An 11,847-nucleotide genomic window follows, 5' to 3' on the forward strand; every position below is an offset into this window, starting at 1 on the left:
CCGGGTACCCGCAGGAGGGGAACGGATACCAGCCCGCACGTGGGCCTTTTCCGCGGCCGTCCGTCAGCCCCCCGGCGGTCTGCGCCCCTGCTCCGCCGCGGCGCGTGCCATCTCGGCCTCGATGTCGGCGCGCGGGCGGCCCGTCTCCTTCGCGTACTCGCTCACCGCGGTCTGCACATCGCGGGCGAGGTCGCGCCAGGCGCGCAGGGCGGTCTCGTAGGTGCCCGACTGGGCGCCGGTCATGCCCCGTTCGGCCGGCGGACCGTACGTCTCGCGCAGGTCCTCGACCGTGGCGTGGGCCGCGTCGGCCGCCCGCTGCTTCTGCACCAGTTCTTCGAAGGTGTGTGCCACCCCATCGAATCTAGGCGCGGTCCGCTCGACGCGCCTGTCCAGGGCGGGACGAAGCCTTCGGGCGTGACCGGGGACGGCGGGGTCACCTGGGCTGGTTCGCCGCGAGGCGACCGCCGAAGCGCACCGGAAGACGATCGCCGGAGACCGATACGTTCCGCAACCGATCAATAGCGGTTGGTTTCCATCGCATACCGGAACCCCCGCTTCAGGGAATCTGCACATTGAATGCTCAACCACGCCACGGCGGTCAGCGCTTCTGCACATCCGCGCGCCCGCACCCGCCCCCGGTGCGCGCGCAGGCCGAACGCGGCGCCCGAAACAAGCCCACGGCCGCGACGATGCCGTGCGGCATGTGAAAAAGTCGCCGACAAGCCGTGCGCACGCCTGCACGCTTGGACCCACTCGCGGCACAAGTCCGCTGGTGAGAGCCCTGATCGAGTGGAAGCGCGGTCGGCCCGCGTGCTTTGATCCTTCGCACCGCGGGGGGCCGACGGGCCCCGGCGACGGAGCCTGCCACCCGCGGCCGCGGCCCTCCTCCTGACGATCGGACGGGCCGTTCTCCCCCTTGTGAATACCCATATGAAGGGAAGTTCCATCATGAACTCCACCCCCCAGGTCGAGACCGCCGAGATCGCCGACGCCGAGCTGGACGCCGTCTCCGGTGGTCTCCAGGTGAACGCCCTCAACACCGTGACCGGCGCCGTCGACGGCATCGCCCCGGTCTCCGGCCTGGCCAACACGGCCATCGGCACGGTCGAGGGTGTCACCGGCCTGAACGTGGCCCCGGTCACCAGCCTGGTCGCCGGTCTCTGACCGAGCCTTTTACCCCCCGTCGGTCCCGGAGCCGTCCCCCGGCTCCGGGGCTCTCGGGCGCCCCGACAGATCCGTGACTCCCCCACAGGTGAGGGACGTTCCGTGCAGTTCCGCCAACAGGCCCTCGCCAAGCTCCAGTCGCCCCAGGAGCTGGACCTCCCGGTGCGGCTCGCCCGCCCGCAGGGCCGGCTCGCGCTCGGTGTCACCGTCGCCGTCATGGCCGCGGCCTCCGTCTGGGCGGTGACCGGTTCGGTCGCCTCCACGGTGAGCGCGGGCGCCATCCTCACCCACGGCGAGGGCAGTTATGTGCTCCAGAGCCCCGTGGCGGGGCAGGTGACGGCCGTCCTCGCCCGGCAGGGCGCGCGGCTGCCCGCGAACGCCCCCGTGGTCAAGGTCCGTACCGCGCAGGGCGATTCGGTCGTCCGCACGGTCGCCGCGGGCCGGATCACCACGCTCGCCGCCACCCTCGGACAGATCGTGCAGACCGGCACCGACGTGGCCGCCGTCGAGAAGGTCGCGCACGCGGACGACCCGCTGTACGCGACCGTGTACGTGCCCGCCGAGAGCGCCGCCGCCATCCCCGCGCACACCCCCGTGGACCTCACCGTCTCCTCCGTGCCGGCGCAGCGCTACGGCGTGCTGCGCGGCGAGGTGCGCTCGGTGGACCGGTCCGCGCAGTCCGCGCAGTCGATCGCCGCGTTCCTCGGCGACAGCCAGCTCGGCCACCAGTTCACCGAGGACGGCCGCCCGGTCGCCGTGACCGTGCGGCTGGCCGACTCGCGGGCGACCAGGAGCGGTTACCGGTGGTCGACCGCCGGGGGGCCGCCGTTCCGGCTGGACTCCATGACCCTCGCCTCCGCCTCCATCCGGCTGGCCGACCAGCACCCCGTCGATTGGCTGCTCCCGTGACGTCCGCTCCCCCGCAGAGCCGCGGCCGCAGACGCGCCGCCCCCGCCCGGCGTCCGGCCCCCAAGTCCCGTACTCGTGCGCCCCGTACGCCCACCGTGCTCCAGATGGAGGCCGTCGAGTGCGGCGCCGCCTGTCTCGCGATGATCCTCTCCCACTACGGCCGGCACGTCCCGCTGGAGGAGCTGCGCATCGCCTGCGGGGTCTCCCGCGACGGCTCGCGCGCCAGCAACCTGCTGAAGGCCGCCCGCGGTTACGGCCTGACCGCCAAGGGCATGCAGATGGACCTGGCCGCCCTCACCGAGGTGCGCGCCCCGGCCATCCTGTTCTGGGAGTTCAACCACTACGTCGTCTACGACGGTATGGGCCGCCGCCTCGGCCGGCGCGGCATCCACATCAACGACCCCGCCAAGGGCCGCCGTTTCGTGCCGCTGGACGAGTTCGACGGCAGCTTCACCGGTGTCGTCCTGGTGCTGGAGCCCGGCCCGGACTTCACGCGGGGCGGGCGCAGGCCGGGCGTGCTCGGCGCGCTGCCGGCCCGGCTGCGTGGCACCGCGGGCACCCTGCCCGCCGCGGTGCTGGCCAGCCTGCTGCTGGTCGCGGTCGGCGCGGCCGTACCCGCGCTGAGCCGCACCTACATCGACACGTACCTGATTGGCCATCAGACCTCGCTACTGGGCGTGCTGTTCACCTCGATGGCCGCCTGTGTGCTGCTCACGCTGGTGCTGACCTGGCTCCAGCAGGCCAATCTGCTGCACGGCCGGATCATCTCCTCCACCCTGACCAGCGCCCGCTTCCTGCGCCATCTGCTGCGGCTGCCGGTGACGTTCTTCGCCCAGCGCTCCCCCGCCGACCTGGTGCAGCGCCTCCAGTCCAACGACCAGGTGGCGGAGACCCTGGCCCGCGACCTGGCGGCGGCCGGCGTGGACGCGATCGTGGTCGTGCTGTACGCGGTGCTGCTGTACACCTACGACCCCCAGCTGACGTTCCTCGGCATCGGCGTGGCCCTGCTGAACCTCGCCGCCATGCGGCTGGTCGGGAGGCTGCGCGCGACGCGCACGGCCAAGCTGCGCGCGGACACCGCCCGGCTGACCAACACGGCCTACACCGGGCTCCAGTTGATCGAGACGATGAAGTCGACCGGCGGCGAGGACGGGTACTTCCGCAAGTGGGCCGGGCAGCACGCCGCCACGCTGGAGGAGCAACAGCGGCTCGGGGTGCCGAGCGCCTGGCTCGGGATCGTCGCCCCGACGCTGGCCACGTTCAACAGCGCGCTGATCCTGTGGATCGGCGGTCTGCGCGCCGTCGAGGGGCATATCTCGGTGGGTCTGCTGGTGGCCTTCCAGGCGCTGGTCACCCGCTTCACCGCGCCGCTGACCCGGCTCAACGGGGTGGCGGGCCGCATCCAGGACTTCACCGCCGACGTGGCCCGCCTGAAGGACGTGGAGAACTTCCAGCCCGATCCGCTCTACGCGCGGCCCACGGCCGGCGGCGAGACGCGCCGGCTGCGCGGCCAGGTGGAGCTGGAGAACGTCACGTTCGGCTACAGCCCGCTGGACAAGCCGCTGCTGACCGGCTTCGACCTGACCGTGGGCCCCGGTCAGCAGGTGGCGCTGGTGGGCGGCTCGGGCAGTGGCAAGTCCACGGTGTCCAGGCTGATTTCGGGGCTGTACGCGCCGTGGGACGGGGTGATCCGCATCGACGGGCGGCGCCTGGAGGACATCCCGCGCGGGGCGCTCGCCGCCTCCGTCTCCTTCGTGGACCAGGAGGTGTTCCTCTTCGAGGGCTCGGTCCGCGACAACATCGCCCTGTGGGACCCGTCGATCCCGGACGAGGCGGTCGTCGAGGCGCTGAAGGACGCGGCCCTGTACGAGGTGGTCGCGCGGCGGCCCGGCGGCATCCACGGCAAGGTCGAGCAGGACGGCCGCAATTTCTCCGGCGGCCAGCGCCAACGCCTGGAGATCGCACGGGCGTTGGTGCGCGGGCCCAGCATCCTGGTGCTGGACGAGGTGACCAGCGCGCTGGACGCGGAGACCGAGCTGGTGGTGATGGACAATCTGCGCCGGCGTGGCTGTGCCTGTGTGGTGATCGCGCACCGGCTGAGCACGGTCCGCGACAGCGACGAGATCGTCGTGCTCCAGCACGGCACGGTGGTCGAACGCGGGCGGCACGCCGAGCTGGTGGCGCGTGGCGGCGCGTACGCGGCGCTGGTCAGGGAGCGTTAATGACATCTGTGCGGGAGGGATACGACGGGGACCTGGTGCTCGGGGCGCTGGGCGGGCTCGGCAGCCGGGTGGACTGCGCCGGGTTCACCCGCCTCGACCTGGAGGGCCCCCAGGTGCTGTGGCTGGTGGCGGCCGGCGCCCTGGACCTGTTCGCGGTGGACGCCGGACAGCAGGGCCACTGGCACCACCTGGGCCGGCTGGAGACGGGCGCGCTGCTGCTCGGCCCGGTCGCGGGCCCCCGGCACACCCTGGTGGCCCGCCCGGTGCGGGACTGCGTGGTGCACCGGGTGAACCTGCGCGAGCTGTACCAGCAGGCGGGCACCGAGACCTGGTCGTACGACGAGTACGGGCGGCCGCAGTACGTACCGCCCGCGTCCAGCCCGCTGGAGTACGCCCTCGCGCTCGGCGTCGGCCGCGGCCTGTCCGTCCTCTTCCAGGCGCCGCTGGCCGAGGAACGGCCCGAAGTCCCCGCGGACGACGAGGTGTTCTGGATGCAGGTGCCGCCCGGCAGCGTCCGGTACGGATCCCTGTACGGCACTCAGGCCGCCGCCGATCTGCTGGTGGACCCGGCGCTGTGGCAGTCGCTGGTCGACCAGCAGTACCGGCTGCTGACCGCGCTGGACCGCTGGATCGAGCAGCTGGAGCGCGGCCACGAGACGCGAACGGCCGCCGGGATCAAGGCGGGCGAGGCGGCGGGCGTCCAGGCGGACCGCACCCTGCTGGCCTCGATCGGCCGCCGCCCGCGGCGTCCGGCGACGGCCGCCGACGCCGACGCCACCTACGCGGCCTGCGCGCTGGTCGCCCAAGCCGCCCGGATCACGCTCGCCGAACCCGCGCGCGGCGGCACCGGGAGCGAGCGCCTCGACCCGGTCGAGCGGGTGGCGCTGGCCTCGCGGGTGCGCACCCGCGCGGTCCGTCTCGAAGGCCGCTGGTGGCGGGAGAACGTGGGCCCGCTGGTGGGGCGGCGGGCGCTGTCCGGGGCGCCGGTCGCCCTGCTGTGGCGGCGCGGCGGCTACGCGGCCGTCCACCCCGGCACCGGCCGGGAGACCCCCGTGGGCAAGGGGAACGCCGGGGAGTTCGAGACGCGCGCGGTGATGTTCTACCGGCCGCTGCCCGACAAGGCGCTCTCCCCGCTCGGCCTGCTCCGGTTCACGCTCGGCGGCGCCCGCGGCGATCTGCTCGCCCTGCTGCTCGCGGGCCTGGTGACGGTGGCGATCGGCGCGCTGGTGCCCGTCGCCACCGGCAAGGTGCTCGGCGAGTACGTGCCGCGGGCCGAGACGGGCCTCATCGTCCAGGTGTGCCTGGCGGTGCTGGTGAGCGGGGTGGTGTCGGCGGCGTTCACGCTGCTGGAGAACCTGTCGATCCTGCGCCTGGAGGGGCGGATCGAGGCGGCGCTGCAACCGGCCGTCTGGGACCGGCTGCTGCGGCTGCCCACCCGGTTCTTCACCCAGCGCTCCACGGGCGAACTCGCCAGCGCGGCCATGGGGATCAGCGCGATGCGCCGGATGCTGGCGGGGGTCGGGCCGGTGGTCGCCCAGTCGGTGACGGTCGGCGCGATGAACCTCGGTCTGCTGCTGTGGTTCAGCGTGCCGATGGCGCTCGCGGCGATCGGCATGCTGGCCGTCATCGCGGTGGTGTTCCTCGGGCTCGGGCTGTGGCAGGTGCGCTGGCAGCGGCGTCTGACGGCGCTCGGCAACCGGCTGAACAACCAGGCGTTCCAGACCCTGCGGGGGCTGCCCAAGCTGCGGGTGGCGGCCGCCGAGAACTACGCCTACGCCGCCTGGGCACGGGAGTTCGCGCGCAGCCGGGAGCTCCAGCAGAAGGCCGGGCGGATCAAGAACCTCACCGCCGTGCTCGGCGCGGTGTATCTGCCGGTGTGCTCGCTGCTGATGTTCATGCTGCTCGCGGGACCGGCGAGGGGCACGCTGTCGGCGGCGGACTTCCTCACCTTCAACACCTCGGTGACGATGGTGCTGACTTCGGTCACCCAGCTGACCGGGGCGCTGGTGTCGGCGGTGGCCGCGCTGCCGCTGTTCGAGGAGATCCGGCCGGTCCTGGAGGCCGCCCCCGAGGTCCGCTCCGCGAGCACCCGGCCGGGCCCGCTGTCCGGGTCGCTGGAGGCCCGCAAGCTGTCCTTCCGGTACTCCGAGGACGGCCCGCTCGTCCTGGACGACGTGTCCTTCGCGGTCCGGCCGGGCGAGTTCGTCGCGGTGGTCGGCCCCAGCGGCTGCGGCAAGTCCACGCTGCTGCGGCTGCTGATCGGCTTCGACCGGCCGCTGTCCGGCAGCGTCCTGTACGACGGCCAGGACCTCGCCGCCCTCGACCAGTCGGCGGTGCGCCGCCAGTGCGGCGTGGTGCTCCAGCACGCGCAGCCGTTCACCGGGTCCCTTCTGGACGTCATCTGCGGCGCCGAGCCGTACACCCCCGAGGAGGCGATGGCGGCGGCGGAGATGGCGGGGCTCGCGGAGGACATCGCGCGGATGCCGATGGGCCTGCACACCATCGTCTCCGGCAGCGGCTCGGTCTCCGGCGGGCAGCGCCAGCGGCTGATGATCGCCCAGGCGCTGATCCGCCGCCCCCGCATCCTCTTCTTCGACGAGGCGACCAGCGCCCTCGACAACGACACCCAGCGCGTCGTCATCGACAGCACCCGCAAGCTGAACGCCACCCGCGTCGTCATCGCCCACCGGCTGTCCACGGTGCTGGACGCGGACCGGGTGATCGTGATGGAGGCCGGCCGCGTGGTCCAGCAGGGCAGCCCCGCCGACCTGCTCGCGGACCCCACGGGACGCCTGCACGAACTGGTGCGCCGGCAAGTGGCCTAGTTTCCCCCCTCCTCCTCGTCTCGGTGGTGCGACGGCATCCAGTGGTGCTCGCAGAACCAGCGGCCGAACAGGGCGCCGCCGTAGATGACGAAGCCGACGCCGATCAGCCAGGACTCCAGGACGAGGACGGTGCCGACCGCGCCGTAGCTCAGGGCGTTGGTGACGATGAGGGGCGTGAAGACGAGGTAGGAGAAGGCGCGCAGTCCGGCGAGGCCCACGATGGTGGCCAGCGCGCCCGGCAGCAGTTGCCGCCAGCGGATCTGGTCGCCCAGCAGGAAGTGCTGCCCCCACCAGAAGAACAGCACTCCGCTGAGCCCGGACAGCAGGATCCGCTGGGAGCCGTGCAGCGCCGCCTTGGTCGCCACCTCCTGGTAGAGGTACGCCGTCAGCACGATCAGCCAGGTGGCCTGCCGCCACACCCGGTGCCAGGGCCCGGCGGCCAGGCCCCAGATGCGTTCGTAGGCGTTCTGCACGCTGCCGCCGAAGGACACGCCGAACACCGCGAGCAGTACGGCGCTCCAGGCGCTGGTGGTGCCGATGACGTGGAGCGGGGGGCTGATCACGTCCGTGACCACGCGCGCCGACGGCCCGGACAGCCCCATCCCGTCGGTCAGCCAGGAGGCGAACCCGCCCTGCACCAGCGGGTCGGCGGCGGCGACCACGATCAGCAGCGGGGCCAGCGTCACCAGCGCGAGGGTGGCGAAGCCCATCGCCCGGTGCATCAGCTCCAGCTCCCGGCCGTGCTCGAACAGGGCCTGGACGCGGATCCACCGCCAAGCGCGGTGCAGGCCGCGCCGCAACCGACTCACCGCACCTCCCGTACGCACCGCCGCGCGCGTGCGGGTCCGGCAGGAACGCGCGCCTGGCTTCACTGTGGCACGGTCCGGGCGTCCCGCCACCGAGGAGTCGGCCAGTCGGGTCCGGCGACGCGCCGCGACACGGCCCCCGGTTGCCCCGTGGGAGGGGCTCCGCCCCGGAGAATCGGACCCCGTGTGTGCATCTGCCGAGGTGCCCCGGCGGCGCCGGACGCTGATCCTGAGCGCGAGCATGGGGGCCGGCCATGACACGGTCGCCGCCGAACTGGCGCGCCGGGCCACGGGTTACGGCCATGAGCCGTACGTCGTCGACGTGCTGACGCTGCTGCCCCGCGGGCTCGGGGCGGGGCTGCGCGGCTGGTACCAGGCGGTGGTCCGGCACGCGCCCTGGGTGTACGCCGGGATCTACGACGCGTTCCTGCGCGGCGAGCCCGGCACCCGGCCGAGCGGGGTACCGCTGGCGCGGCTCGCCGGTCAGCGGCTGCTCGCCCTCGTGGACCGGGTGGACGCCGATGTGGTGGTGTCGGTCTTCCATCTGGCCGCCCAGCTGACCGGGCATCTGCGGGCCCAGCGGCGGCTGCGGGTGCCGAGCGCGGTCTACCTGGTCGACTTCGCCGTGCACCGGCAGTGGCTGCATCCGGGCAACGACCGCTATCTGTGCCTGACGGAGGCGGCGGCCCGCGAGGTGCACCGGAGCCTGGGGGTGCCGGTCGTGCCGACCGGTCCCGTCGTGGCACCGGGGTTCCTGGCACCGGCGCCGGGCGCGGCGCGCTGGCGGGAGCGGTTCGCCGGGCACGCGCCGGGGCGTGCGCCGGTGCTGCTGTCGGCGGGTGCCTGGGGCGCGGCGTCCCGGCCGGACGCCACCGCCGCGCTGCTCGCCGGCGCCGGGTACCTGCCGGTGGTGCTGTGCGGCCGTAACCGGCGGCTGTACGAGCGGGTCGGCCGCCTTCCCGGTGTGCTCGCCCTCGACTGGGTCGCGGACATGCCCGGACTGTTCGGCGCGTCCCACGCCCTGCTGGACAACGCGGCCGGGCAGACCGCCGTGCAGGCCCTCGCGGCGGGCCTGCCGGTCATCGGCTACCGTCCCCTGCCGGGCCACGGTCTGGAGGGCGTCCGCCGGATGGCCGACCTCGGCCTGTCGGCCCTCGCCCCGGACCCGCCCGCGCTGCTGAAGGCCCTGGCGGATGTTCCGTCGGCCGCCCCCCTGAGGGCGGCGCGGGCCCGCGCCCTGTTCCGGTCGGACCCGATGGCGGCGGTGGCGCGGCTCGCCGAGCCGCCGGCTTCCTGACCAGCGACGCCCGTGCCGCTCAGCCGATCCCGTGCTCCCCCAGCGGCCCCACCGTCAGCCCCGCCTCCCGGCAGTCCCGGACGATGCCGGGCAGGGCGTCGAGCGCGGAGCGCCAGCAGCCGGGCGCGGACTGCCGGTCCGAGTCGTGCAGCAGGATCGTGCCGCCGCCCCGCAGCTGCGCGGTGACCAGGGCGCGGACCGACTCCGCGGTGGCGTCCGCGCGCCAGTCCTTGCCCCAGGCCGACCACAGCACCGGCCGCAGTCCGGCGCGCCGGGCGGCCAGCCAGCGGGACGAGGTGAGGATGCCGTAGGGCGGCCGGTACCAGCGGGGGCGGCGGCCGGTGAGGTCGTGCACGGCGCGGGCGGTGCGGGCGACGCCCGCCCGTTCGCCGGCGAGGGCGGGGCGCCAGGGCCGGTCGTGGCTCCAGCCGTGCACCGCCAGCTCGTGGCCGCGCCGGGCGGCCTCGGCGACCAGCGCGGGGTGGCGGACCGCGGACTCGCCGAGCACGAAGAAGGTGGCGCGCACGCCGAGCGCGTCCAGGGCGTCCAGGAAGCGGGGCGTGGCGACCGGGTCGGGGCCGTCGTCGAAGGTCAGGGCGACATGGTGGCGCGCTCCGGTGCCGGCCAGCCGGGGGAACAGCGGCAGCCGTACGGCCGGGAGCCAGGTGGCGGCCGGTCCGATATGGGCGCCCGCCAGGCCGAGCGGCAGCAGGGCGGCGGCCGTCCGCAGGGCGCGCGCGGACGGGGCGGGCGCCCACCGCGCGGTCGGGCGCTCATTCACGGCCGGTCCCGATCTGGGCGCCGTCCGCCTCGGCGGGCGTGTCCCAGCCCCGCAGGACGGAGGGCGCGTTGGCCAGCCCGACGCTGCCCGCGCCGATCAGCGCGATGCCGATGATCTCCGGGATGATCCGCAGCCCGAGCTGCACGGACTCCGCGAACAGTGCCCAGCCGAGCGCCACGCTGGTGAGCGCGTCGCCCAGGGTGAGCGCGGGCTGGGAGGCGGCCAGCGAGCCGGCGCCGAGCGCGCTCTGGAGCAGCAGGAAGGCGACGAGCCCGACGGCGGCGGTGGCGTACGGCGACCAGTGGGAGAACATGACGCCGGGCCCCAGCCGCAGCCGTCCCACGGTCTCCTTGAGCAGCGCCGCGGTGGTCGCGAAGGACACGGCGGAGCCGAGGCCCAGCAGCGCCGCGCGGGCGGGCCCCCGTACCGTGCGGGCAGCCAGCACCAGCAGCACGACGACACAGCAGGCCACGCCGCCCGCCATCAGCCACGCGCGAGAGGTGGCATCGTCGCGGCCCGGTCGCGGCGCGGCCGACAGCAGGAAGACGGCCAGCCCCGCGGCGAGCGCGGCGAACGCCAGCCAGGTGCGGCGGTCCGGGCGGCGCCGGAAGACGAGGCCGCCCACGATCAGCGTGAACAGCAGCTCGGTGGCGAGCAGCGGCTGCACCAGGGACAGGCTGCCGACGGCCAGCGCCCAGGCCTGCATGAGAGCGGACAGCATCAGCAGGCCGACCCCGGCCAGCCAGTCCGGGCGCCGCAGCAGCCGGCGCAGGCCCCGCAGCAGCGCGCCCGCGCCGCCGGGCTCCGCCGGGGCGTCCACCGCGGCGGCTCGGCGCTGGAGCACCGAGGAGGCGGCGTTCGCCAGGGCGGAGCACAGGGCCAGGGCGACCGTGAGCGCGAGCACCGGCGCTCACCCGAAGCGGGCGGCGAGCCGCCGGTAGAGCCCCGGCGCGGCGCCGCGCACACGGGCGGGCAGCCGCAGCCAGCCGGGCACGTACACCTCGTCGGTGCCGCGCCGTACGGCCGTGAGCACGGCGTCGGCGACCCGCTCGGGCGGCACCGGACGGGGCCAGGAGCGCAGGTAGGGGGCGCCGCGCCGGTCGAAGAAGGGGGTGTCGACCACGCCGGGGACCACATGGGTGACGCCGACGCCGGTGCCGCGCAGTTCGTAGCGCAGCGCGTCGGCGAACGCGGCGACGGCGGCCTTGACCGCGGAGTAGACGGCCTCGCCGCGCACGCCCACGCTGCCCGCGACGGAGCCGAGCAGCACGATCCGCCCGGAGCCGGCCGCGACCATGTGCGGCACCAGGCCGCGTACGAGGTGCAGGGTGGCCAGCAGATCGGTGCCGACCAGTTCGTCGATGCGGGCGTGGGGCATACCGGTGAAATCACCGGCCCAGCCGACGCCGGCGCCCGCCACGAGCAGGTCCACGCGGCCCAGGTGGCCGAGGGCGGCCTCGGTCACCCGGCGGTCGGCGCCTGGGAGGCTGAGGTCGGCGGCGACGGTCAGGGCCGACATCCCGGCGGCCACCTGCTCCAGCCGGGTGAGGTCGCGGCCGTTGAGCACCAGCCGCCAGCCCCCTTCTGCGGCCAGTCGGCGGGCCACGGCGGCGCCGATACCGGAGGAGGCGCCGGTCACCAGGGCGGTGGCGCGGGGCGCCCGCCGCTCGGCGGGCCGGGCGTCGACAACCGCCGCCGGGCCGGACTCCGTCACCGGGCGAGCGCGGTTCGACGGTCCTGCGGGGGACGGGGCGTGGGACATGGTGGCGACCTCACTGCGACGGCGTTCGGGGTCCGCGAGCTCATGGGCCGAACCTTCGCGGTGTATCCAGGGCGCCACATC

The 11,847-nt window shown here is 74.6% G+C and carries 10 protein-coding genes; 5 read left to right on the forward strand and 5 right to left on the reverse strand.

Annotation, left to right across the window (positions count from 1 at the left end; genetic code table 11):
* Positions 1–63: 63 nt before the first annotated feature.
* Complete coding sequence (locus ACE4Q9_RS02380) at positions 64–351, reverse strand: hypothetical protein (protein ID WP_397982515.1); 288 nt, start codon at positions 349–351, stop codon at positions 64–66.
* A 597-nt stretch (positions 352–948) separates the two neighbouring features.
* On the opposite strand from ACE4Q9_RS02380, the gene ACE4Q9_RS02385 reads away from it, so the two are divergent.
* From ACE4Q9_RS02385 to ACE4Q9_RS02400, 4 genes are all read left to right on the forward strand, one after another.
* The gene (locus tag ACE4Q9_RS02385; RefSeq protein ID WP_397982516.1) at positions 949–1,164 is read left to right on the forward strand and encodes a type A2 lantipeptide; all 216 of its coding nucleotides are present in this window, start codon (positions 949–951) and stop codon (positions 1,162–1,164) included.
* 102 nt (positions 1,165–1,266) lie between these two features.
* Positions 1,267–2,073 (forward strand): HlyD family efflux transporter periplasmic adaptor subunit, encoded by an 807-nt coding sequence (locus ACE4Q9_RS02390; protein WP_397982517.1) that lies wholly within the window; start codon positions 1,267–1,269, stop codon positions 2,071–2,073.
* Complete coding sequence (locus ACE4Q9_RS02395; protein WP_397982518.1) at positions 2,070–4,295, forward strand: NHLP family bacteriocin export ABC transporter peptidase/permease/ATPase subunit; 2,226 nt, start codon at positions 2,070–2,072, stop codon at positions 4,293–4,295. Before ACE4Q9_RS02390 ends, ACE4Q9_RS02395 begins: the two co-directional genes overlap by 4 nt.
* Positions 4,295–7,120: an NHLP bacteriocin export ABC transporter permease/ATPase subunit gene (locus ACE4Q9_RS02400; RefSeq protein WP_397982519.1), complete on the forward strand. Its 2,826-nt coding sequence runs from the start codon at positions 4,295–4,297 to the stop codon at positions 7,118–7,120. The genes ACE4Q9_RS02395 and ACE4Q9_RS02400 overlap by 1 nt, the downstream gene beginning before the upstream one ends.
* Here ACE4Q9_RS02400 and ACE4Q9_RS02405 read toward each other — a convergent pair.
* Positions 7,117–7,929 (reverse strand): ribonuclease BN, encoded by an 813-nt coding sequence (locus tag ACE4Q9_RS02405; RefSeq protein ID WP_397982520.1) that lies wholly within the window; start codon positions 7,927–7,929, stop codon positions 7,117–7,119. The genes ACE4Q9_RS02400 and ACE4Q9_RS02405 overlap by 4 nt on opposite strands.
* Positions 7,930–8,167: 238 nt before the next feature.
* Between ACE4Q9_RS02405 and ACE4Q9_RS02410 the strand changes: the two genes are divergently transcribed.
* On the forward strand, positions 8,168–9,223 hold the full coding sequence (locus ACE4Q9_RS02410; protein WP_397987098.1) for a galactosyldiacylglycerol synthase: 1,056 nt from the start codon (positions 8,168–8,170) through the stop codon (positions 9,221–9,223).
* Between the two features lie 19 nt (positions 9,224–9,242).
* On the opposite strand, the gene ACE4Q9_RS02415 is transcribed toward ACE4Q9_RS02410, so the two are convergent.
* From ACE4Q9_RS02415 to ACE4Q9_RS02425, 3 genes are read right to left on the reverse strand one after another with little or no spacing between them, the layout of a single operon-like run.
* Complete coding sequence (locus ACE4Q9_RS02415; RefSeq protein WP_397982521.1) at positions 9,243–10,004, reverse strand: polysaccharide deacetylase family protein; 762 nt, start codon at positions 10,002–10,004, stop codon at positions 9,243–9,245.
* The gene (locus ACE4Q9_RS02420) at positions 9,997–10,908 is read right to left on the reverse strand and encodes a DMT family transporter (protein WP_397982522.1); all 912 of its coding nucleotides are present in this window, start codon (positions 10,906–10,908) and stop codon (positions 9,997–9,999) included. Before ACE4Q9_RS02420 ends, ACE4Q9_RS02415 begins: the two co-directional genes overlap by 8 nt.
* 6 nt (positions 10,909–10,914) lie before the next feature.
* The gene (locus ACE4Q9_RS02425; protein WP_397982523.1) at positions 10,915–11,766 is read right to left on the reverse strand and encodes an SDR family NAD(P)-dependent oxidoreductase; all 852 of its coding nucleotides are present in this window, start codon (positions 11,764–11,766) and stop codon (positions 10,915–10,917) included.
* Positions 11,767–11,847: the final 81 nt, after the last annotated feature.

The organism is Streptomyces sp. AM6-12 (genome assembly GCF_044327085.1).
GTDB lineage: Bacteria > Actinomycetota > Actinomycetes > Streptomycetales > Streptomycetaceae > Streptomyces.

Bases quoted from the DNA above. Each gene is read 5' to 3' on its own strand.
- ACE4Q9_RS02385 (WP_397982516.1), top strand. From the start codon at position 949: ATGAACTCCACCCCCCAGGTCGAGACCGCCGAGATCGCCGACGCCGAG.
- ACE4Q9_RS02400 (WP_397982519.1), top strand. From the start codon at position 4,295: ATGACATCTGTGCGGGAGGGATACGACGGGGACCTGGTGCTCGGGGCG.
- ACE4Q9_RS02410 (WP_397987098.1), top strand. From the start codon at position 8,168: ATGGGGGCCGGCCATGACACGGTCGCCGCCGAACTGGCGCGCCGGGCC.
- ACE4Q9_RS02425 (WP_397982523.1), bottom strand. From the start codon at position 11,766: ATGTCCCACGCCCCGTCCCCCGCAGGACCGTCGAACCGCGCTCGCCCG.